This is a genomic window from Paracoccus nototheniae (assembly GCF_004335005.1).
Taxonomy (GTDB): domain Bacteria; phylum Pseudomonadota; class Alphaproteobacteria; order Rhodobacterales; family Rhodobacteraceae; genus Paracoccus; species Paracoccus nototheniae.
Genome location: NZ_RQRT01000042.1, coordinates 16,975 through 37,623, shown reverse-complemented (window position 1 = coordinate 37,623; position 20,649 = coordinate 16,975). Strand labels below are relative to the sequence as shown.

The 20,649-nt window shown below is 58.1% G+C and carries 22 protein-coding genes and 2 pseudogenes; 11 read left to right on the top strand and 13 right to left on the bottom strand.

The features are described from left to right. Positions 1-398, bottom strand: a 398-nt coding sequence (locus EG885_RS14680; RefSeq protein WP_131575894.1) for a plasmid mobilization protein, incomplete at its 3' end; no start/stop codon positions are given. Positions 399-511: 113 nt separating this feature from the next. Here EG885_RS14680 and EG885_RS14675 point away from each other — a divergent pair. Continuing rightward, positions 512-2,254, top strand: coding sequence for a type IV secretion system DNA-binding domain-containing protein (locus EG885_RS14675; RefSeq protein ID WP_165571153.1), 1,743 nt, complete (start codon positions 512-514; stop codon positions 2,252-2,254). A 329-nt stretch (positions 2,255-2,583) separates the two neighbouring features. Here the strand turns inward: EG885_RS14675 and EG885_RS14670 are convergent, their stop codons facing one another. The 10 genes from EG885_RS14670 to EG885_RS14625 all read right to left on the bottom strand — a co-directional run bounded on the left by EG885_RS14670 (position 2,584) and on the right by EG885_RS14625 (position 10,810). Next, positions 2,584-3,408: a replication initiator protein A gene (locus EG885_RS14670; protein WP_131575890.1), complete on the bottom strand. Its 825-nt coding sequence runs from the start codon at positions 3,406-3,408 to the stop codon at positions 2,584-2,586. Then, positions 3,405-3,668, bottom strand: a complete 264-nt coding sequence (locus tag EG885_RS14665; RefSeq protein ID WP_131575888.1) for a hypothetical protein — start codon at positions 3,666-3,668, stop codon at positions 3,405-3,407. Before EG885_RS14665 ends, EG885_RS14670 begins: the two co-directional genes overlap by 4 nt. Next, a complete protein-coding gene (locus EG885_RS14660) occupies positions 3,652-4,329 on the bottom strand; it encodes a ParA family protein (RefSeq protein WP_131575886.1) in 678 nt (225 codons plus the stop codon). Before EG885_RS14660 ends, EG885_RS14665 begins: the two co-directional genes overlap by 17 nt. A gap of 476 nt (positions 4,330-4,805) precedes the next feature. Further along, positions 4,806-5,816 (bottom strand): zinc-dependent alcohol dehydrogenase, encoded by a 1,011-nt coding sequence (locus tag EG885_RS14655; protein WP_131575884.1) that lies wholly within the window; start codon positions 5,814-5,816, stop codon positions 4,806-4,808. Positions 5,817-5,866: 50 nt separating this feature from the next. After that, a complete protein-coding gene (locus tag EG885_RS14650) occupies positions 5,867-6,616 on the bottom strand; it encodes an SDR family NAD(P)-dependent oxidoreductase (RefSeq protein WP_131575882.1) in 750 nt (249 codons plus the stop codon). Beyond that, positions 6,594-7,142, bottom strand: coding sequence for a 2,4'-dihydroxyacetophenone dioxygenase family protein (locus tag EG885_RS14645; protein WP_341352765.1), 549 nt, complete (start codon positions 7,140-7,142; stop codon positions 6,594-6,596). The genes EG885_RS14650 and EG885_RS14645 overlap by 23 nt, the downstream gene beginning before the upstream one ends. Continuing rightward, on the bottom strand, positions 7,115-8,614 hold the full coding sequence (locus EG885_RS14640) for a tripartite tricarboxylate transporter permease (protein WP_131575880.1): 1,500 nt from the start codon (positions 8,612-8,614) through the stop codon (positions 7,115-7,117). Before EG885_RS14640 ends, EG885_RS14645 begins: the two co-directional genes overlap by 28 nt. Further along, positions 8,614-9,072, bottom strand: a complete 459-nt coding sequence (locus EG885_RS14635) for a tripartite tricarboxylate transporter TctB family protein (RefSeq protein ID WP_131575878.1) — start codon at positions 9,070-9,072, stop codon at positions 8,614-8,616. Before EG885_RS14635 ends, EG885_RS14640 begins: the two co-directional genes overlap by 1 nt. A gap of 4 nt (positions 9,073-9,076) precedes the next feature. Further along, positions 9,077-10,036, bottom strand: a complete 960-nt coding sequence (locus EG885_RS14630) for a Bug family tripartite tricarboxylate transporter substrate binding protein (RefSeq protein ID WP_242679673.1) — start codon at positions 10,034-10,036, stop codon at positions 9,077-9,079. Positions 10,037-10,093: 57 nt separating this feature from the next. Beyond that, complete coding sequence (locus tag EG885_RS14625; RefSeq protein ID WP_131575874.1) at positions 10,094-10,810, bottom strand: FadR/GntR family transcriptional regulator; 717 nt, start codon at positions 10,808-10,810, stop codon at positions 10,094-10,096. Between the two features lie 287 nt (positions 10,811-11,097). Here EG885_RS14625 and EG885_RS14620 point away from each other — a divergent pair, with 287 nt between their 5' ends. The 3 genes and pseudogenes from EG885_RS14620 to EG885_RS14615 all read left to right on the top strand — a co-directional run. Continuing rightward, a complete protein-coding gene (locus tag EG885_RS14620; RefSeq protein WP_165571152.1) occupies positions 11,098-11,727 on the top strand; it encodes a tyrosine-type recombinase/integrase in 630 nt (209 codons plus the stop codon). 113 nt (positions 11,728-11,840) lie between these two features. Beyond that, positions 11,841-12,038: pseudogene (locus EG885_RS23330) on the top strand (IS30 family transposase); the annotation flags it as partial. A 1-nt stretch (position 12,039) separates the two neighbouring features. Beyond that, positions 12,040-12,225: pseudogene (locus tag EG885_RS14615) on the top strand (IS66 family transposase); the annotation flags it as partial. Here the strand turns inward: EG885_RS14615 and EG885_RS14610 are convergent. Next, positions 12,174-12,392, bottom strand: coding sequence for an IS3 family transposase (locus tag EG885_RS14610; RefSeq protein WP_242679672.1), 219 nt, complete (start codon positions 12,390-12,392; stop codon positions 12,174-12,176). The pseudogene EG885_RS14615 and the gene EG885_RS14610 sit on opposite strands and share 52 nt — an antisense overlap. Before the next feature lie 159 nt (positions 12,393-12,551). Further along, entirely contained in the window at positions 12,552-12,848 is a 297-nt protein-coding gene (locus EG885_RS14605; RefSeq protein ID WP_131575868.1) for a transposase, read from the bottom strand. Between the two features lie 403 nt (positions 12,849-13,251). Here EG885_RS14605 and EG885_RS14600 point away from each other — a divergent pair, with 403 nt between their 5' ends. The 7 genes from EG885_RS14600 (at position 13,252) to EG885_RS14570 (ending at position 20,649) form a co-directional block, all read left to right on the top strand. Then, entirely contained in the window at positions 13,252-14,394 is a 1,143-nt protein-coding gene (locus tag EG885_RS14600; RefSeq protein ID WP_131575867.1) for a transporter substrate-binding domain-containing protein, read from the top strand. Between the two features lie 26 nt (positions 14,395-14,420). Further along, entirely contained in the window at positions 14,421-14,999 is a 579-nt protein-coding gene (locus EG885_RS14595) for an ANTAR domain-containing response regulator (RefSeq protein ID WP_131575865.1), read from the top strand. Positions 15,000-15,210: 211 nt separating this feature from the next. After that, on the top strand, positions 15,211-16,110 hold the full coding sequence (locus EG885_RS14590) for a nitrilase family protein (protein WP_131575863.1): 900 nt from the start codon (positions 15,211-15,213) through the stop codon (positions 16,108-16,110). A 1-nt stretch (position 16,111) separates the two neighbouring features. Continuing rightward, positions 16,112-17,269 (top strand): substrate-binding protein, encoded by a 1,158-nt coding sequence (locus tag EG885_RS14585; RefSeq protein WP_131575861.1) that lies wholly within the window; start codon positions 16,112-16,114, stop codon positions 17,267-17,269. A 53-nt stretch (positions 17,270-17,322) separates the two neighbouring features. After that, positions 17,323-18,159, top strand: coding sequence for a branched-chain amino acid ABC transporter permease (locus EG885_RS14580; protein ID WP_131575859.1), 837 nt, complete (start codon positions 17,323-17,325; stop codon positions 18,157-18,159). Then, on the top strand, positions 18,152-19,945 hold the full coding sequence (locus EG885_RS14575) for a branched-chain amino acid ABC transporter ATP-binding protein/permease (RefSeq protein WP_207392290.1): 1,794 nt from the start codon (positions 18,152-18,154) through the stop codon (positions 19,943-19,945). The genes EG885_RS14580 and EG885_RS14575 overlap by 8 nt, the downstream gene beginning before the upstream one ends. Next, positions 19,942-20,649 (top strand): ABC transporter ATP-binding protein, encoded by a 708-nt coding sequence (locus EG885_RS14570; protein WP_207392289.1) that lies wholly within the window; start codon positions 19,942-19,944, stop codon positions 20,647-20,649. The genes EG885_RS14575 and EG885_RS14570 overlap by 4 nt, the downstream gene beginning before the upstream one ends.

Genomic DNA, 20,649 nt, shown 5'->3' with positions numbered 1-20,649 from the left:
TCGTCGAGATCGACCGGCACCGGCTGCCCCGCGTTCAGCGTCCGGGTGATCTGATTGAGGTTCACGCCGACCCGGTTCAGCGACACCAGCGCCGCCGACAGGTCCGGCGCGGATCGCACCCGGACGCGCTGCCCCAAGGCAGCTGCGCGGCAGTACTCCGACACCGACACCCCGGCCCGCTCCGCCTCGGCCTGGACGCGCGCCAGCTCCTCCGCCGTCATCCGGAACGCCACCCGGTCGACGCGGCTCTCGGCCACCGCCAGCGACGGCCGCCCCGGCTTCGCGCTGCCGGGGCGGGTGGTCGGCGTGGCTGAGGCTGGGCCTGTGGCTGCGTCCGTCATCATGGCTCCCGCGGTGCCGCAAAGGGCTGGTCTGGCAGCATGCCAGATCCGCAGCATGCGGATATCCTGCGCAGCAGGCAAGCGTTTTTGTGTAACAAAAACTATGCTTGCTACTCCCTCTGATTGAACCGTAGAGTATGGCCACTCCATTTTCAGTTAAGGATATTGCAATGTCTCAGGGAAGTTCAGGGCAAGGCGGAGGCGCCGCTGCCGGAGGACTTATCGGCATCATCCTGGCAGGCTTTTTGTTCCTGCCGATGGTGAATGCCTACAGCGCGTGGAACATGCTCCGCGCCGCACAATCCGCTCTTCAGATCGTCGCCCGGCTGGTGCTCATCGGCGCGCTCTGGCTGACCGGCATGTGGGTCTTTGATCAGGGGTACAAAACCTATCAGGCCAACGGCATGACCGGTGAAGGCTATGCAACGGTCATTTTTTTATTGCTCAAGATCGGCGCGGCAATCTTCGTCGCTCAGTGGATCGTGTTCTTTCTGACCGGCGGTCGCTGGAGCGATATCGCCCCCTACATGACCCGGCTGCCGGGGCTTAAGAAACAGCACCTGCGCGGCATGTCCCTTGTCGATGTCACCCGCCAGCGCAAACCCAAATGGCTGGCCGACAGCAACCTGATCAAGCCCGTCGCCTTGGGCTGGGTCCCCTACCCGTCCCTCAATGCCGAGACCCTCCACACTCAGCTGGAAGGCGGCACCGGATCAGGCAAGTCCCAGGCCATCAAATGCTTGGCCGCGGAGTTTTTGGCACGCGGTGACAACCTGATCGCCGTCGATACCGGCCATGATCTGCTGGAGACCTTTGGCGGCGTCGCCGGGCACGTCTATCGCTTTGACGTGATGGACAACGACTTCCTGCCACGCTGGTCGCCCTACCACGAGATCGAGCGCCGCAGTGACTGGCACCAGCTCGCCCAGGGCCTGATCGGGGACGGCAAGGGCGACAGCGCCGAATGGCGCAGCATGGCCAAGTCGCTCTTCGCCGCCGTGGGCATGGGCTATGCCCAGGCCTGCGAGGAGGAAGACCGCATCTTCAGCAACCGGGAATTTTTCGACCTGCTGATCAGCGCCCCGCCCGAGGTCCTGGAGCCCTTTGTCAGGGGCACGGCAGCCGCATCGCTGACCAACAACGACAAGGGCCTCAATGCCATCCGCATGAGCCTTCTCGATCCCCTGCGCTTCTTCGAGTACCTGCCCGAACACGCCCAGCAGGTCGATGCCTTCTCGATCCGCAAATGGGTCCGGGAAACCATGACCGGGCCCAACCAGCGGTCGCTGTTCATCACCTATCGCAAACGCGACCTGGCCACCGTCCGCAGCCTGATCTCTGCTGTGGCCGAACTGGCCATTTCCACCGCCATCGATACCGGCAAGGCAGAGCGCCCGACATGGCTGCTGATCGACGAGCTGGCGGGTCTGGGCGAGATCCCTGCCCTCCTCACCGGTGCGGCGGAGCTGCGCAAGACCAACGTCCGTCTGGTCTGCGGCATGCAGGATCTCAACCAGATCGAGGATCTCTACGGTCAGAACCGCGCGGCCTCGATCTGCAACAACCTCACCAACAAGCTGTTCCTCAGGGCATCGGACGGCAGAGCCGCTGAACGCATGTCACTGGCCCTTGGGGAACAACGCATGCTGGTCGAGGGCGAAAGCCAGAGTGAGAGCGGCAGTGTCTGGACCGGGACCACCAAGACCAAGGGCATCAGCAGGTCGGAACGCGATGAGCGGGTGGTCATGCCCTCCGAGATCCTCAGCCTCCCGGATCTCATCGGCTACGTGAAGCTCGCAGGCGATGCCAAGGTCTACAAGACGCCTGTGCCGATCTTCGCGGGTTTCTATGACAAGCCCGAGCCGGTGCCAGCATCCGCACCAGGTGGGGCGTTGGTCAGAATGCCGAGTTAAGTATTTGATGTCGGGATATGTTCGCGCATGTTCCGGCGTTCTCAAGGTAGGTCGCTAAGTTCTGTGAAACGCTGACTTATCCACAGGCTAGGTCTTCGTTCGGGTCTCCAACAGGAGTTATATAAGTTGTTAAGATAGTTAGACCGAATCAATTTAGCAGTTTTATATAATTATATCAATTGATTATCCAGATACTTCTGTGTGTGATACACCGTGTGCCGGTGTGTAAAACACCGTGCTGAGAGTGTGTGATGCACCGGGAGGCAGAGAAGTAGCTTATGAAAAAGTGTGTGATGCACCGTGCCTCGCAAAGTGTGTGATACACCGTGTCATAGCAAAAGGCGTCGCCATTCGAGCCTTACTATTGGCCCATTAGCTCCTTTTTCCTCTATTATAGTATAGGTTGGCAGAGCATCTCTTTTGATCGCCATGCGGAGGTCCCTAGAAAATTGACCGAAAGGGGCGGGTGAACCGGTGCGCTTGTGTAGGTCTTTAAACGTGAAAGTCCAGCCGCCGGGGTTATCTATCCCGTTACCTGCATGACGACGGGCAAGACGGTATAAGAAGCGGTCCAAACCGCTGGTTAGATCAAAGTAGAGCGGGGAGATAGCTAGAACTTCTCTACTTTCAACGACGGCGCGATGAATCCACCTTGGCAAGGTCATCTGCGCACCTATCGGTCGGCCCTGTTCATCTTCATCCAATGTATAATCGGCTAAAAGATTAAATACCTCCATTCGGTCTTTATCACGGCGGCGGATCGTTGTTTCAATACGGGTTCCTTGAAGACGAGCAATCGCCGCTTTGAACTGGTGGTAGTTCTTTCCGCCGGTAGCCCGCCCTAAAGCTTTTAACAAATCATAGGGACGGAACGTGATCGTAGCGCCAGGTTTTTGGCCACGTTCTACACCGGCATTGATTTGAGAAATGGCCCATAGCAAGATATCAAAGTCATAAATGGTGGCAATACCACCAGTCTGCTCTGATGCTGTAATCGTAACTCTTTGGCCTGATGGACCCTCCCACTCAAGGCGCATGGGGCTTCGCTTCGCCAGACTGACCATCGGTGCAGACATCATCTCACGGTCGTCGCGCAAGGGAATATCTCCAGTGATCGCAACAAAAAGATCAAGCTGCTCGCGCTGAGTACTCATTTTTTAGACTCGTAAAGATCCATCAGGATTCCAAGCATATCGGCATAGGTCCGCCGGTCATCCTTGCAGATGCGCTTAAACCGGTCGATGATATCAAGAGGGGCCTTAACGCTCATCTGACCATCTCGAATTGGTTCTCGGCTTGGCCAGCGATCGATAGAACCCCCTGCCCTTTCAAGAAGAGTAGGATCTGTGTTTGCGGTTGAAGGACGAGAATTCTCAAATTTTTTCAGGCGTTCGATATCAAGCGGTTTGGGCATTGCGAGCCTCTTCTAAAAGATCAATAATCTCTGATGTATAGGCCACTGCGTTAAGAATGGCTTTATCAATGCCATTGACATCGCCAGGGTCGAGTTGTCGAAGCCCGCCACCAGCATTGTGTAGCGACGAGAAAGCTGTACGACGGTGAAGTTCTGCTTCCATCACCCTGCCCGCCTTGGTGAGCTCACCGTGAATATGCTTCTCTAGCTTACTTTTTACTGCGGCCGATGTTCTAGCAAACAAGATAACGGCAGGAATAGTTCGTCTGCGCGCCCTGCCCTCCATTTCAATCTCTGCAAGCGTATCTATAGCTGCATCCGCATCTTGTTGTTCTTCGCCTGATGGGATGATCACAAGATCGGACTCTGCAATCGCAAAAGACGTAAGGCGACTGGCTGATCCCTCGAGATCGATAAGCACGAACGCCGCTTGGCGTTGGGCAGTCGCAATTTCATCCTGAATAGCGCGCTCGCCGTTGCTTGTAATCACCTGAAGCCTTGTAGGCAGTGGGGCGAGAGTGGACCATCGAGTAAGACGCTTAGCCGGGTCTGCATCGATGATAATGACGTCGGTTGCCTCGGCTAGCTCCGTTCCAAGAATAATAGCAGAGGTGGTCTTTCCAGCCCCGCCTTTAGAGGTGGCGAATGATATAACGGGCATGGCTGACCTCTTCACGATTCACGGTAAATATACACATCTACCAAGAGGTAGCAAATGGTATAGTTCCACAGAGTACCTTTAAGTATAGTACGGTATCTTAAGGTACTATTGGCGTGTTATAGAAGTATCTGCATGCACGCTTTCGGTTGATAGCTTGCATGACGTCTTGGATTTGTAGGTTTTAATTATCGGCATGACCGACGCGAGGGGCGGAAAGCCGACTGGGGGTGGTCCAGCAGGGCATCTGCAGCGTACGCTAGCCAGGTCAGGTCAGTTGCCAGTTAGGGAAGGCGGCAGGGGGAGGTGAGCAGGCTCGTGCAGGTGCAGCACGGCCATCTTTTATCGCCTACTCCCTCAGGCGGGACCATTGCGACCTCAGTTTCGAAGCCAATGGTTTCCGGATCTTATTCAGATAGATGGTGCCCTCCATATCGCGGGTGGCACCCCTTCTGACGAAGGCCATCGGGTTATCGGCCTCATGCCAAGCTGTGTCCCATCTCCAGAATGGCCTTCATCGGTCCGTCTCCCTGGCCCAGTTGTTCGAAAAGTTCGGGCGCATCCTCCAGTTTTCGCGCGTCGCCGGCAAGCCAGAGAAGCTTTTGGGTCATCTCTTGGAGAAGGCCCGCTGCTAAGTTGAAATCTTCGCGGGTATAGACACGCATGCCAATCAGTTCGATCTCGCGAAAGGACAGCGCCTGCAGATCCACTAGCTGCGGGCCCTTATGGATCGAGACAATGGCGACCCGACCCCCCGCGCGCACATTCCGCACGGCGTCCGCCACGGCGGGGCCCACGCCGGCACATTCGAAGACAACGTCGAAGCCGCTCTTGCCAAGCTTATCTAGGGTGTTACGGTAGGAGTATTCATCCGCTAGATGCGCCTCGAAGCCCCCTTGCCTCAGCATCTCTATGCGATTTTGGTTGGTCTCGAAGAGTGTCACGCTTGAGACTCCGTTTCGCTCAAGGAGAGCCGCGAGGGTGGTTCCGATCGGCCCGGCGCCAATGACAGCGATGTTCTCTCCCGGCGCTACTCGCGCCCGGCGGGCGGCATGCACGCAGACAGCCAACGGTTCGACCTGTGCCGCAACAACGGTCGGGATGTCCAAACCGACCCGAACAAGATCGTCCGCCGGGATCCTGACCTGCTGGGCCATCCCACCGGGCGTGTCGATGCCGTAGAGCCGAAGCTTGTCACAGATATGCGGCAGACCCGACAGGCAGGTCTCGCAATTGCCGCAAGAGATCAGGGGATAGCAGACGACCCTCTCGCCAGGGCGAAATCCGTCCTTATCCTCGGCGGTCCTCCCCACGAACTCGTGCCCGAGGATGAGCGGCGCCTTCGAGCGGGGATGGGCGCCCTTATAGATGGTCAGATCGGTCCCGCAGATCCCGCAGGCCTCGACATCAATCAACACGCCGACCCCCTCGGCGGCAGGGACGTCGCGAAGTTCGACCCGGTTGGATCCGCAATAGACGATAGCCTTCATGATCTCTCCTCCCTTGTAGAGCCGGCCGCGGGGTGCGGCCGGCCATTTCGTCACATGATCGAGTATCCTCCATCGACCGGGATCACGGTGCCGGTCATGAAGGCGGCATGAGGGCTGGCTAGGAACAGCGCGATCCCCTGCAGATCACTTGGTGTCCCCCACCGCGCCATCGGGGTGCGCGACAGGATCGGCTGTGCGCGCGAAGGATCGTTCTGCAAGGCCTCCGTCAGGGGCGTTGCGATCCAGCCGGGCGCCACGGCATTCACCCGAATACCGTCGGACGCGTAGGCGATCGCCAGGGACTTGGTTAGCTGGGAGATCCCACCCTTCGACGCCGAGTATCCCGGCACCAGCCCACCGCCGAAGATGCTAAGCATTGAGGCGATGTTGATGATCGAGCCCCGCGACTGCGCGAGAAGCGGCCTAGCCGCCTCGCAGACCCGCATGGTCCCCGTAAGGTTGATGTCAATGACGCGCGCGAAGACATCAGCGTCGAGCTCCTCGCCCCGGCGGATAATGCCTGCGCAGTTGACAACAACGTCAAGGCTGCCGAGGTCGGCCACGAAGCTGCGGACAGCTGCCGTGTCGCGCACGTCGAGCGGGCGTTGCTCCATGGCGGGCCTCTCCGCGCGGGCGGCCTCGAGCTCCTGCTCGGTCGCCCCGGTCGAGATGACCTCGGCGCCGGCAGCGTGGAAGGCATCAGCGATTGCCCCGCCGATACCTCCTGTCCCACCTGTGACAAGGACCCTGGATCCCTGGGACCAGGCGCTCGCCCAGTTAGCGGATGAACTGGTCAACATAATCGGCTCCGAGTCCAACTTTCTCGTAATGCGCCCGGCACATGTCGATCTTCGTGAAGACGTCCTCGTAACCGATCTGCTTGTTCTGCTCGTCCAAGTAGATCATGCAGCCCGAGATGTTGAAGAAAGTGATCATCTCGTTGCAGTCTTCGGGCACGTTCAGGGTATGGATCTCGCCCGGCGGCTCATAGACGAACGATCCTTCTTCTGCGACCCAGTCATGTTCGAAGTAGTGCCACCTGCCTTTCAACACCATGCCGAAGACCGGTGCCGGGTGCAGGTGGCGCGACAGGATGCCCGAACGGGTTACTTTAAGAAGGTTGCACCATTGCCCACTCAATGTGTTTAGAAACATGGGGCGGAAGTAGACATTGGGTGCTTGGGGGACCCAGACCCTTTCATCGTCTGGAATGGCCTTCAGGGCGATCTCGGCGGGGGCCAAGAGATGGGTTGAACCCTTCATGTTTGCATACATGGTTTGTAGCTCCGTTTTGGGTTTCAGGAAGACGTGGGTGCTGCCCGCCACCGGCGGCGCACCGCGCCAATCATGGGAAACAGCCACACGATAAGTGTCAGCGTCCCAAGGGTTGCGGCGACGGGTCGATCAATGAATGCCACAAGATTCCCGTTCGCCTTGATGATCGATGACATAAAATTTTGCTCTACGATCTGGCCCAACACGAGGCCCAGGATCAGCGGAGCGGTAGGGTAGTTGTTCTCGTTCATCACCCACACGAGAAGGCCTGTTACGAGAACGATCCACAGCTCGAACACATTATTCGAAACTGCATAGGCACCGAAGATGCAGAGCAGCATGATCGTGGGGTAGAGGATCTCGTCACGCAGTGAGATCGCGAAGCGCCCCATGTAGATCGCTAGGATCCCGAAAGGAATGAGGAGCAGGTTCGCGAGGATGAAGATGATGTAGAGCGCGTTCACCAAGTCGCCCGACTGCGTGAAGACCAGCGGACCGGGCTGGATGCCCTTCAAGATCAGAACGCCGACGACAATGGCCGTGATGGAGTCTCCGGGGATACCGAATACGAGCGTCGGCACGTAGGAACCAGAGAGCGCCGCGTTGTTGGCCGATGAAGCGCCGGCGACGCCTTCAGTTGATCCGTAACCGAATTTCTCGGGTGTTTTCGAAAAGCGCTTGGATATTGCATAGGCGACCCACGCTGCGATGTCCGCGCCTGCGCCAGGAAGGACGCCGATCAGCGTTCCAACCACTCCGCCGCGCACGATGGGCGTCTTGTTCTGCCACAATGTCTTCATATCGGGCAGCGGCCTGCCGCTCACATCGATGCGAACTTCGTGTTGGCGGTCCGAATAGTTTGCAGCGCGGCGCAGGAGCTCTGCCAGGGCGAAAGCGCCGATCATCACCGCAATGAAGCCGATACCGCCCTGCAGATTTATGCTGCCGAAAGTGAACCGTTGAACACCGGTGACGAAATCAAGTCCGACAACGGCAAGGAACAGCCCCAACATGAGGCTGATGCCGCCCTTTAGAGCGTCATCACCTGCGACCAGCGTCGCGCAGGACAAGCCGAGGAGGGCGAGCCAGAAATACTCGTAGCTTGAGAAGTTCAGCGCGAAATCCGCAAGGAGCGGCGCACCGAGGATCAGGCAGATTGTCCCGATGATGCCACCAAAAACCGAGGCGATGGCCGACATGCCCAGGGCGTCGCCAACCCGACCTGCCTTGACGAGGTCGTTCATGTCATTCGTGTAGGCGGCCGAGGAAGGCGTGCCGGGCATTCTGAGGAAGGCTCCGGGCACGTCGCCCGCGAAGATCGACATGGCGGAGCAGGTGATGATGGTGGCCAGCGCGGCCACGGGACTCATGGCAAAGGTGACCGGCACGAGGAGGGCCACCGCCATGGTCGAGCTCAGTCCCGGTATCATGCCCACGAAGAGGCCGAAGAGTGCCGAGATTGCGATGGTTATCAATACATCGGCCTGAAGAACGAGGTCGAGACCCGCAAGAAAGGAGTCCATCAGAGCAGTCCTTCGATAATGCCGTGGGGCAGGGGAATGCCAAGCAGCTTGGTGAAGGCCAGCGGGATCAAGCCGCCGGCCACAACGCCCATTCCTAGCGCTGGCAACAGGGCCAATCCGTAGATGAGGCAGTGAACCACGACGATTGGCAAAGCGATGGCTATTGTGCCGTAATCAGGCGCAAGCAGCGCGAACGCGGCGATCGCCACCGGCAGGTAGGCGACAAGCATCAGCTGACGCCTGCTGCCGAGCCAGGTTGGCAACTCGATCCTGAACCCCTGCGACATGCCACGAATGGCGATGGCCATTCCCATAAGCCCCATCAACCCGCCGATGAGCAGCGGAAAGAGACGTGGTGATGCGGCGCCTGCCGGGACATGCAGACTGGTCGCAAGCACGGCGATAATCAGGCCGAGCGCGGCAAAGGCCGCTCCGGTCCAGAAATCCGGCAGGCGCATCTTTTTACTCCTGACGCTGAGCCAGGCCGAGGTCGTTCATGATCGTCCCGACTGAAGCATGCTGGTTTGCAAGGAACTGTTCGAACTCTTCCGGTCCATAGGCGGCAGTCCCAAAGCCCTGATTGTTCATGAACGTCTTGAATTCTTCCGAGGATGCCACCGCCGCTACGGCATCAGAGATTGTGGCAGCAACATCGGGCTCAAGCCCTTCAGGTCCGACCACGCCGCGCCAAGTGCCGCCCGCAAAAGGAACGCCTGTGGCCTCTTCGACGGTCGGAACGTCAGGGAACGCGGCCGAGCGCTCTTCGGAAAGAACCGCGATCGGCTTGGAGCGATTGGCTTGCATCATCGACAGGCCCTCGGGCAGCGAGGACGGGATAATTTGAACGCCGCCCGAGGCCAACTCCTGGAAGCCTGGCGCGGCGCCCTGCGATGGCACGTGCGTCACTAGCAGCGGATCCACGTCGTTGGCTTTCAGAAAGCCCGCGAAGGCCAAGTGGTAGGCCGCGCCTGCGCCCATCCCGGACGTCTTGTAGGTGCCCGCGGGCTGGGACTTGATAGCCTCAAGGGCCGTTGCCGCGTCATCCCATTCAGAGTCAGCCGCAACATGGAACGCCGCCGGATCGAAGTTCACGAGGCCGAGCGGCGTGTAGTCGGTTGCCTGAAACTGCGCATTGCCTGCCCAGTAGTAGCTGGCGATCTCGGCCGATGCGAAGCCGATCGTGTAGCCATCGGGACGCGTCGTCAGCATCTCGGAATGCCCGATCACGCCCCCGCCGCCCGGCTTGTTGACGACGTTCACGGTGACGCCGAACTCTTTTTCGAGACCTGCCGCCACGATCCGGGCAATAGCATCCGTGCCGCCGCCCGCGTTCCAGGCCACGATCATCGTAATCGAGCGCTCAGGGTATTCGGCAAAAGCGCTCCCGGCGCTGACAGCGAGGCCCGCTGCAGCGATCATCATTTTCTTCAACAAAAAATTATCCTCCTCGGGTTTCCGCGGCCTCCGACCGCGGTGCGGCTATGTAATCAAGCCGGCATCCTTCATCTTTCCTGTGGTGAACCCGATCGTCCGGGTCATTGCGGCAAAAGCCGCATCGGGGTCGTGTTGGCGGATCGCTTCTACGACTGCCAGGTGGTTGCCTAGGTTCTCCCGGAAATTGTCCATGTGGTTGGCGGTGACCGAGAACAGGACGCCAAGCACTGCGTCGATAGCAGAGTCGAAAGCCTCCAGGATCGGGTTCTCGGTCGCCTGTAGGATTGTCAGGTGAAACTCGCGATCTGCGAGTATAGCCGCCTCGGCGTCACCCCGTTCGGCGGCACTCTCCATCTTCGCGAATGCCGTCTCGATCGCGATGATCTGCATTCTCGTGGCGCGCCGAGCGACGAGGGCCGCCGAGGAGGGTTCAAAAATCAGGCGGGCCTCGTCTATGGCGCGCAAAAGCTCGTGCTGATGGGCCTTGCCCGCCATGACCCACCGCATGGTGTTTCGGCTGAGCATGTTCCACTTCGTGCGTGGGTTGACGACCGTTCCACGCCGGGGAGCCGTTTCCACCATCCCGAGCGACACGAGCGATCGGACTGCTTCACGGACAGAGGATCGGCCAACGCCGTGCGAGTCCATCAGTTCGGGCTCAGTCGGAATGGCCGAGCCTTCAGGATAGATGCCGGACGCAATTGCCATGCCAATGGCATCGAGAACAGGATCGGCACTGCGGCCTCTCACCAACTCGTCCATCAGAAAGATCGCCTCCTTAAATCAATTCATCTGATGAATAATTTCAATCAGGAACTGAGTCAAGTTCTTTGTCTGTCGGTAACGGCTAAAAGCGCGAATTTGCCAGACCCGAGAGAAAAGCTCGCTACGCTTGGCACTGTCATGCGAGCTTTTGGATAGAAGCTTGCATAGCGGCGCCACCCGGGATCCCAGCAAACCAAGGAAAAGTCTGCATCCAAGGCTAGGGACTGCTTCTCTCATGCAAGGTTTAGGGGCATAATATACTAAAACCCTGCAAGGATATGCCTGTGCCAGCCACCTCTCAAACCATCTGGAACAAGGGCCGCGTGGTGGGCAAGAAACCACCCCTCACGCCCGACCAGGTTGCCCTGATCCGTCTCCTCCTGCGCCAGGAGAGAGACCTGCGCAGCCTGGCGCTGTTCAACACCGCTCTCGATACCAGTTTCCGGGGCTCTGACCTGGTGCGCCTGCGGGTCTCGGACGTGGCCACCCTGTCCGGGGTGCGCGAGATCGTGGAGATCCGGCAGAAGAAAACCGAAGCGCGCCATGCGCGTCCGGTCCAGGCGCGACTGTCTGCAGGTACGCGCGACAGCCTGCGCGCCTATCTTGTCGCTTCTGAAAGGCCGCTGCACGGCTGGCTGTTCACGGGGCAGGGGACACGGTGGTCCCACAACCACCTCAGCGAAAGCCAGCTCTGGCGGCTGTTCAAGTCCTGGCTGGAAAAGGCTCGCATCGATCCGAGCCTTTATGGTCTGCATTCGCTGCGCCGAACCTTCCCGACCCATATCTATCAGCAGACCGGCAACCTGCGCGCGGCCCAGCTGCTGCTCGGCCATGCCAGCATCGAAAGCACCAAGGAATACATCGGCACCGAACAGGCCGAAGCCCTCGAAATCGCCCGCAAGTATCATCTCTGAGACATGCAGACCTATCTCGAAAAGCAGCTCCCTGCGAGGAATGTGGCCCGCTTCTATCGGTTGGCGGGGCGGTCTCAACTGGTCGTCGCAACCCTCTGCTGCTGGAGGTTGCGATGGCGACAGGCAGACGAAAATCCGAACGGTCGATGCGGCTCCACTCACCGGAGCGGCCAGCAGTGGCGCGGCAATCGGAGCGGCGTCGTTTCTGGTTCCTGATTGCCTTGGGTCTCTCCAGCGAGGACGCTGCCACCCGGACCGGCATTTCGCAGCCGGTCGGAACGCGGTGGTTTCGAGAGGCTGGCGGCATGCCCCTTAGGCAACTGGACTGGGCGCGCCTGCTTCCACCTGATGCCCGTCATCGACCACATGCGCGCCGCCGACCGGATCTTCGTCGACGAGACCCGTGCGTGGGTGCTGGACCCGGGCCGGAAGGCCACGAAGAGCGGCTATTTCTGGGCCGTCGTGTCCGACGATCGCGGACATGGCGGTGCTGGCCCGGCCCTGCTGGTGTCGGGTTTCTGATAGATGGGCATGAGGCTCATCAGGCGCATGAGCCGACGAATACGCTTCTCGTTCACCGCATGGCATTCGTTGCGCAGGTGCGAGGTCATCTGGCGGACGCCGAAGAATGGCGTGTCGAGGAACTGCACGTCGATCAGCCGCATCAGCGCGAGGTTCTGGTCTGTCTCACCCTGCGGCGCATAGTAAAACGACGACCGCGGGACCTGTAGCAGCGCGCACTGCTGGCCGATCAACAGGTCCGGATGGTCGCGTTCGACCATGCCGGTTCGGGGTCGGCCTCGGACCGATGGCGGCACGCCCCCTCACCACCTCCCGGCCCAGGGCTTCAGTTTTCTTTCCAAAAAAGAATTGGCCACCGCCAGCTCTCCGATCTTGGCGTGCAGGTCCCTGACCTGGTCTTCATCGATGACCGGCGTCTTGCGGCCACCGCGTTCAAACACACCTGACGCGCCATCGAGCAACGCGCGTTTCCATTGATTGATCATCGTCGGATGCACACCGAACCGGCTCGCCAGTTCCGACACGGTCTCCTCGCCTTTCATCGCCTCCAGCGCCACCTTCGCCTTGAACTCAAGGGCGTGCTGCTTTCGTTTCGACATCGTCGATCTCCTTCGTGATGAAGATCAGCAGACAGCAAAAACAGAGCTTACGTCAGCGTCCAGTTTTCGGGGGGCACCTCAGCGTTTTTGCAATGCAGTGCTCGTAGAAGCGGTCGTTGGGCGGAAAGCACAGTAAATAATCCCGGCGGCTGACTGCGCTGTGCAGATAACCAAAGCGCTTCCATGGACCTGGTAAAGCAGCCTGTCATCTAACGCTCCAAACGGACACAAAATCGCCGCGCCCGCTCCTGAAACGAACATTAGACGCTTTCTAAGAAGGCTGTTCGCTCGAGATTTACTCTCTTCCTCAACCGGACAACTCATCTTATCAACGATGATGACGCACGGCAACCGGTGCCTCCCGGAAGCTTGGCGTTTGCAGAGTAATAGCTGGGAATATTGAATGAACACTCCTTGGAGGATTGGCCTGCTTTTCTCTCATTCAGGGGCAACTGCCTTGCCGGAACGAGAGCACGAATTCGGCGTGCGGCTTGCCGTCGATGAAATCAACCGGGCCGGCGGCATCCTCGGGCGAGTTATTGAGGTTGTGGCACATGACCCCGCAGGCGATCCGGCCGTCTTCCGCCAGCAAGCCGAGATATTGATGACAGTCGAAGGCATTTCGGTCATCTTTGGTTGCCATACCTCCGACACACGCAAGCTGGTCGCGCGCTCTGTCGAGCGGCGCAATGGATTACTCTGGTATCCGGCAAGTTACGAGGGCTTCGAGTACTCTCCAAATATCCTCTATGGTGGATCAGTCGCAAACCAGTGCATTTTTCCGCTGTCTGACTACCTTCTTGCCGAGTACGGCGGGCGCAGTTATTTCGTTGGCTGCGACTACATTTTTCCTCGGGAAACCAATCGCGTGATGCGCGATTTGGTCGACGCTCGTGGCGGAGAAATATTGGGCGAATGTTACCTCCCCATGCTACCCTCGCGTGCTGAAATCGAGAAAGTGCTTATCGATATTCGCAAGCTTCAGCCTGATTTTGTTTTTTCCACGCTTGTTGGGGAAGCAGCACAGGTATTTGCGCGAATGTACTTCGAGGCCGGGCTAGGTCTGGACGGACATCGTCCAATCGGTGGTGCATCGATTACAGAATGCGAACTCGCGCGCCTAGGACCCGCCGCTGCAAAGGGGATCGTGACAGCTTCGGCTTACTTTTCTTCCCTCGATACAGACATGAATCGACGTTTCCTAAACACGCTTCGGAAATTTTATGGTGAGGAACGCCCCACGAGTGGGTGGGCCTCAGCTTCATATGCACAAATGCATATGTTCTCACGAGCCCTTGAAATCGCGCAGTCAGAGGACGCAGACCATTTGCTGCGCGCGTTGCACGGAATGAGATTTGACGCTCCAGACGGTCCTATCCTGCTCGACCCCGATAACAACCATGTCTGGCTTACTCCGCGAGTTGGGGTCGCCAATGTCCGAGGCGGATTTGACGTCGTCTGGTCAGCGCCTGACCTTGTACGGCCAGATCCCTATCTTGCCAATTCGCCGATCTCGCCAATGCCGATGGGCAGGAGGGTCGTGTGAACCGCCCAGACAATCAGGTGAGCGACATGCTGCGCGGACTGAGGGTGGCGGTGATTCATGCACCAGATCAGGACGGTGAGGCGCTGATCAGGCAGCTACGCAGGATTGGTTGCCAAGTCCAAGCTGTCTGGCCCGCACCAATCGAGCCTCCACCCGGTATCGATCTGGTTTTTATGAATTTGGATCATCGGTTCCAGCCCGCCAAGAGTTGGGCCATGAGCGAGGACGCGCCGGCAGTCGTCGCGATCTTGGAGTATGAAAACCCCGTAATTCTCAAGGCTTTGATTGTCACAGGCGTGCATGGGGTGCTGGTCAAGCCTTTAAGACCCGCTGGGATCCTGTCGACGCTAGTCCTTGCGCGCTGGTTACACGGGTATCATCGCCGCTTGGACAGCAAGGTCCGTAAGCTGGAAGAGACGATAAAAGCGCAACGCGACATTTCAAAGGCTGCGCGTATCCTTGCCGAAGTCAAGGGCGTGTCGGAATCAGATGCATTCGAGACCATCCGTAATCAGGCAACCCGGCGGCGAATCTCCATGTCTGAAGTGGCGGCAAGCATCATCGGCGCGCAGGATGTGCTGAAAGATCTCTCAAGAGACGAGTAAATAGCCTAATATTTGGTCATTTGTATCTGGAAGTCGTAAACTTCCCTATGTTCGATTGACGCAAGATCACTTTTCTAGCGGAACTCCCTCTAGCGCCCGGTAGGCCGCTATCACAACATAATTGGCTGGCAAGCCTCTGATCCGTTTCGCCCTCGCGGGGTATCGGTCAGAGGTTTTTACGTTTTGGAGGCCCACCCACGGCCATGGAAGCATGACAAATAGCCCAACGGAAAAAATTAAGATTGCTTGCCTGCAATTCGAGCCGCACTTTGGCGACATCACGGGTAATCTAACGCGCAGCATCGCCATGATAGAGAAGGCAGCTGATGCTGGCGCAAGTGTCATTATCCTTCCTGAACTTGCCAATTCCGGTTATGTATTCCGAAGCCGGTCCGAAGCTTTTTCTCTTTCCGAACTAATTCCCGACGGCCCATCCTCGCGTGCTTGGGCAGAAGTAGCCGCGCGCAGGCGTATCTATCTGGTCGCGGGTATGGCAGAGCGGGAAAGCAACCGCCTTTACAACAGTGCCGTCATCATTGGTCCATCAGGGATAATAGGCACCTATCGCAAGCTCCATCTCTGGGGCGACGAGAACCTTTGGTTCGAAGCCGGAAACCTTGGCGTCCCGGTGTTTGCAACACCCTTTGGCCGTCTGGGCGTGGCTATCTGCTATGATAGTTGGTTTCCAGAAGTCTTTCGTCTCGCTGCTGTTCAAGGTGCCGATCTGGTCTGCGTTCCAACAAATTGGGTTCCGATACCTGGTCAGGCAGAGGGCCAAAAGCCCATGGCCAACATCCTGCATATGGCAGCTGCGCACAGCAATTCCATAATCATAGCCTGCGCCGACCGAGTTGGGATCGAACGCGGCCAGCCATTCCTTGGCCACAGCTTGATTGTTAGCCATACCGGCTGGCCTGTCGCTGGTCCGGCTAGCGGCGATAAAGAGGAAATCCTTTGTGGCGAGGTCGACCTTTCGGCCGCGCGCAAGGACCGCAACTGGAATAGCTTCAACCACCCGCTGCGCGACCGTCGCACCGACGTCTATGCCGAACACCTTGGGGCCGAACTGGCTGTTCAACGTGAACTAAGACATTGCAACAGGGAGCAATGATATGAAGATCCGTAATATTTTTTTAGGAATAGGCGTGAGCCTTGCGTGCGCTGTTTCGGCTCACGCAGAAGAAAATATCAAAATTGGGATTCCGGTCGGGCTAAGTGGCGCAAACAGCGTCGTTGCGCCGTCAGTCATCCAAGCGTCTGAGCTAGCGATCGATCAAATCAACGCAAATGGTGGCGTACTGGGCCGCAAACTAGAGCTCGTAATTACGGATGATGCGTCCGGCGCGCAGGGTGCACAACGCGCTTATGACAGTCTTGTCTTCCAGCAGCAGGTCGATGCCATCGTGGCAATGGAAACCAGCGCAGCGCGGAACGCTGGTCTGCCTATCGTAAACCGAGGCAAGATCCCGCTTATCTACACATCATTCTACGAAGGCCGGTCTTGCTCTCCCTGGATGCATATCAACGCTTGGGTACCGGAACAGCAGGTTGCGCCAATCGTGAACGAATTCATGGACGGCGAGGGTGCCCGAAAATTTTTCCTGATCGGCAGCGACTATGCTTTTGGCCGAGGGATGCTGGAATTCACCCGAAAATATGTCGAGGAAAAGGGCGGAACCGTCGTCGGCGAGGAGTATCTGCCAATGGACGGATCTGACTGGACGCCTATCATCTCCCAGCTTCGCTCTGCCCAACCCGATGCAGTGATTACTTCAACCGCAGGTGGGGCACCCAATGTTACCCTCACCAAGCAGCTGCGAGCCGCTGGCGTAACCATTCCCTATGGCAACTATGCTGTGGACGAAGGCACCGCAGCCACGATGGGCGCGGATGCGGAGGGCATCTATATCGCGGCCTCCTATATTACCGGCATCGACTCCCCGACAAACAAGACATTCCTTGAGGCGATGGAGGCCAAATTTGGCGACAAGACGGAGACGCCAAACGAACTTTCCGTCCCGCAATACGAAGCAATCTTTGCGTATGCAGCAGCGGTCGAGAAAGTGGGATCAACCGATCCCGACGAGGTAGTCGAGGCATTGAGCCAAGTGACTGTCGAGGGACCGCGCGGTTCGATCACCATGAACAAGCAGCGCCATGCCCCCTTGACCATGCACCTAGGCCGCGTCGCCGCCAATGGCTCGATTGAAGTGATCAAGTCATTTGAAAACGTGGATCCGGGTGATCAGTGCCCGCAATTTGAAAACTGACAAGAACAGGTGCGGGGCGCTCGTTCCGCACCTATTCCAAAAATGAGGGCAAGATGGCAATTTTCATTCTCGACATTCTTACGACCGCCGCGATCCTTTTTGTCGTATCGGCAGGGTTGCTGGTCATATTGGGCGTGATGAAGCTAATCAACTTTGCCCATGGTGCATTTCTAACTGTAGGTGGATACTCTGCTTATATCACCGGACTGGCTGGCCTATCGCCTTGGCTTTCAATTCCATTTGCGGCGGCTGTCGGCCTTGTCGGAGGGCTGATAATCGAAAGGCTGATCGTGCGTCCCCTTTATGATCGACCTCTTGATGCAATTCTCGCTACTTGGGGACTGGGCATCGTGATTGGTCAGCTTGTCACCCTGATCTTTGGGCGCGGCGTCCAGTTCGCGCCTAGTCCAATCAGCGGAACGACAGAGCTTCTGGGCATAGACTACTCCGCCTATCGGCTGATCGTGGCATTGTTCGCGGTCCTTCTTGCTGCAGGCCTGAGTGCTCTATTGAAATTCACCCGGTTCGGCCTCAATGCCCGCGCTGTCATCATGAATGAAAACCTGGCCCGCGGACTCGGGATCGACAGCACGCGAGTGCGCGGCCTGACCTTCGGGCTCGGTGCCGCTCTGGCCTGCGCCGCCGGCGCACTTATTACTCCGCTTCTTTCGGTCGATCCGAACATGGGCCTCCCTTGGCTAATCAACAGCTTCATGCTGGTTATGATCTCGGGTGTCTCATTTCCCAGCCTCTTTCTGGCCTCGCTGGTCTTGGGTGGTGCGCAGGTAGCAGTCAGCACCTATGTCAGCCCCATTTTCGGGGGGATGACCATCGTAGTGGCCGCGGCGCTGGTGCTGCGTATCAACCCAAAAGGCTTCAGCCGTGCCTGATACTTCTTTCCGTAACTTGAACCGACTTCGTGCCGCATTGATCGGCTGCCTTCTCGGCTTGGCTCTTGTGGCTCTCGCACCCTTTGTGTTGGACACATATCTCACCAACATACTGATCCGGACACTTTTCCTAGCTGCCGTCGTGATGACTGTCGATATCCTTTGGGGTTCTGTTGGGATTCTGACATTTGGCCAGTCGGCATTCTTCGGTATCGGTGCCTATGCCTGCGGCCTGATCTTCACCCATTACGGCTTCGGGCCGGGCTGGGCGCTGGCCGCTTTCACGATTGGCTTAGGAATCGCCGCGATCGTTGCTGCAGCTACGGGATGGCTTGCCTTCTTCCATGGGTCGTCTCCACTCTATGCATCGATTATCACCTTGGCGCTGCCCGTTGTGCTCACGCAGCTTATTTTCTCCGGCGGCAATTTTACCGGATCGTCGAGCGGTCTCTCGGGCTTTCCTACCTACTATTGGGATTTGATGATTTGGTTCTGGATAGCCGGAGGCTTTCTGATTCTAACGACGACGGCGGCATGGCTGCTGGTCCGTAGCGACTTCGGTCGCGTACTGGTTGCCATCCGCGAAAACGAAGAACGCTGCGCCTATCTTGGGATTCCCGTCTCGCGCATCAAAATCATGCTAATGATCGCTTCGGCCGTTGTGGCTTCCGCGGCCGGCTTTGGTTATGCGGCCTTCTCGAACGTGGTTGCGCCTGAACTAGCCGGGTTTCAGCTTGGCACCGAATTTTTAATCTGGACCGCCCTAGGGGGCCGCGGCACGCTGCTGGGTCCTGTCTTGGCAGCCATCGGCATCGACACCATGTCCGCCTGGTTGTCGGGCGCCATGCCTTTCCTGTGGAAACTGCTTATCGGTGTGGTCTTCGTTGTCGTAATCGTCCTGCTGCCGCGGGGCTTTGCCCCAATCGTCACTGCCTTGTTCCAGCGTCTCCTCCCCCGCCAAAAGGCGCCTGCACAAGGCCGGCGTCTCGTTGCCGCGGAGCAAAGCCGTCTTGGGCAGGGCGCAGACGACGACACGCCGCCATTAGTCATTGAGCATCTGTCCCGGCGCTACGGAAGCCTGCAGGTTCTTCGCGACGTGACAATGACCGGACGTGCAAGTCATTTGCTAGGGATCATAGGTCCAAATGGTGCAGGCAAGACAACGTTAATGCGCTGTATCAGCGACGGCAGTGAGCGCACGGGCGGCACCGTCAGAATCAACGGAACTGAAATTGGCCGTTGCGCGCCTCATAAAGTTGTGGCCTTGGGCGTCGGGCGCAGCTTTCAGAACACCAGCCTTTTCGACACACTGACAATTTCGGATTGCCTGATGCTGGCGCGCTACCGGATCGACGGCGCCAGCCTTTTCAGCAATGGCGAAGCCGTTACGTTACCTCAGCCCGCCCTCGACATCCTGCGTGCCACAGGTCTTGATCAAAGGCTGCAGGAGGAAACCCGCAATCTGTCCCATGGCATGAAGCGAGGACTCGAGTTGGCAATGGTTCTGGCAACCGAACCCTCCGTAATGCTTCTGGACGAGCCAACCGCCGGTCTGACCAAAGCGGAACGCATGGCCATAGGCAAGATTCTAGGGCGCCTCGCACAGGACTATGGCCTATGCATCATTCTCATCGAGCACGACCTCGACTTCGTTCGCGAGATCAGTGATCGCGTCGTGGTTCTTCATCAAGGAGCAATCCTCATGGAGGGAACGGTGGATGAGGTGGTTTCGTCCGAATTGGTCCAATCGGTTTATGCCGGACATCATGTAGAGGCTGCGGAATGATTACTCCCCTTCTTGCTATCAAGGCATTAACCAGCGGCTATGGTTCCGCTGCGGTGCTGCATGAGGTCTCGTTGAACGTGAACAAAGCCGAGATTGTCGCGGTTCTTGGCAAGAATGGTATGGGCAAATCGACCTTGCTAAAGACCATCATGGGGTTTGTGCGCCCCCTCAGCGGCCAAATCACTTTCGCTGGAAAGGAGGTCACTCGCGCGGCGCCGAACGTCATGGCGCGCGCAGGCTTGGCTCATGCGCCCCAAGAACATACCTTATTTCAGGATCTTACAGTGGAGGACAACCTTCGAGTAGGAGTTATTTCGGATCGCGTTTTCCGTCAGCGCCTGCCTGAGGTGGAGGTTGTCTTTCCGCGAATGATTGAACGGCTGGGGCAGCGCGCAGGCACGCTTTCCGGGGGCGAGCAGAAGATGCTCCTGATGTCTCGTGCCTTGATCGCCCATCCGCAAATCATGCTTGTTGATGAAATCAGCGAAGGTCTTCAGCCGACTATGGTACACCGAATGGGCGAGGCGTTGACACGCGCCCGCGACGAACTAGGAATTGCAGTTCTGCTGGTCGAGCAGCATCTCGATTTCGCCTTATCCGTATCGGATCGGGTCGCCATCATGAAGCTTGGTGAGATCGTCGAGGAGGGCGCATCGCGAGAACTTGCGGGCGGCGGGCGGCTGGTAGCCCATCTCGCGGTTTGA

Excerpts from the sequence above, each read along its gene's own strand:
- EG885_RS14675 (WP_165571153.1), top strand. The coding sequence starts at position 512 with ATGTCTCAGGGAAGTTCAGGGCAAGGCGGAGGCGCCGCTGCCGGAGGA.
- EG885_RS14670 (WP_131575890.1), bottom strand. The coding sequence starts at position 3,408 with ATGAGTACTCAGCGCGAGCAGCTTGATCTTTTTGTTGCGATCACTGGA.
- EG885_RS14665 (WP_131575888.1), bottom strand. The coding sequence starts at position 3,668 with ATGCCCAAACCGCTTGATATCGAACGCCTGAAAAAATTTGAGAATTCT.
- EG885_RS14660 (WP_131575886.1), bottom strand. The coding sequence starts at position 4,329 with ATGCCCGTTATATCATTCGCCACCTCTAAAGGCGGGGCTGGAAAGACC.
- EG885_RS14655 (WP_131575884.1), bottom strand. The coding sequence starts at position 5,816 with ATGAAGGCTATCGTCTATTGCGGATCCAACCGGGTCGAACTTCGCGAC.
- EG885_RS14650 (WP_131575882.1), bottom strand. The coding sequence starts at position 6,616 with ATGTTGACCAGTTCATCCGCTAACTGGGCGAGCGCCTGGTCCCAGGGA.
- EG885_RS14640 (WP_131575880.1), bottom strand. The coding sequence starts at position 8,614 with ATGGACTCCTTTCTTGCGGGTCTCGACCTCGTTCTTCAGGCCGATGTA.
- EG885_RS14635 (WP_131575878.1), bottom strand. The coding sequence starts at position 9,072 with ATGCGCCTGCCGGATTTCTGGACCGGAGCGGCCTTTGCCGCGCTCGGC.
- EG885_RS14630 (WP_242679673.1), bottom strand. The coding sequence starts at position 10,036 with ATGATGATCGCTGCAGCGGGCCTCGCTGTCAGCGCCGGGAGCGCTTTT.
- EG885_RS14625 (WP_131575874.1), bottom strand. The coding sequence starts at position 10,810 with ATGGACGAGTTGGTGAGAGGCCGCAGTGCCGATCCTGTTCTCGATGCC.
- EG885_RS14610 (WP_242679672.1), bottom strand. The coding sequence starts at position 12,392 with ATGCGGCTGATCGACGTGCAGTTCCTCGACACGCCATTCTTCGGCGTC.
- EG885_RS14605 (WP_131575868.1), bottom strand. The coding sequence starts at position 12,848 with ATGTCGAAACGAAAGCAGCACGCCCTTGAGTTCAAGGCGAAGGTGGCG.
- EG885_RS14600 (WP_131575867.1), top strand. The coding sequence starts at position 13,252 with ATGAACACTCCTTGGAGGATTGGCCTGCTTTTCTCTCATTCAGGGGCA.
- EG885_RS14595 (WP_131575865.1), top strand. The coding sequence starts at position 14,421 with ATGCTGCGCGGACTGAGGGTGGCGGTGATTCATGCACCAGATCAGGAC.
- EG885_RS14590 (WP_131575863.1), top strand. The coding sequence starts at position 15,211 with ATGACAAATAGCCCAACGGAAAAAATTAAGATTGCTTGCCTGCAATTC.
- EG885_RS14585 (WP_131575861.1), top strand. The coding sequence starts at position 16,112 with ATGAAGATCCGTAATATTTTTTTAGGAATAGGCGTGAGCCTTGCGTGC.
- EG885_RS14580 (WP_131575859.1), top strand. The coding sequence starts at position 17,323 with ATGGCAATTTTCATTCTCGACATTCTTACGACCGCCGCGATCCTTTTT.
- EG885_RS14570 (WP_207392289.1), top strand. The coding sequence starts at position 19,942 with ATGATTACTCCCCTTCTTGCTATCAAGGCATTAACCAGCGGCTATGGT.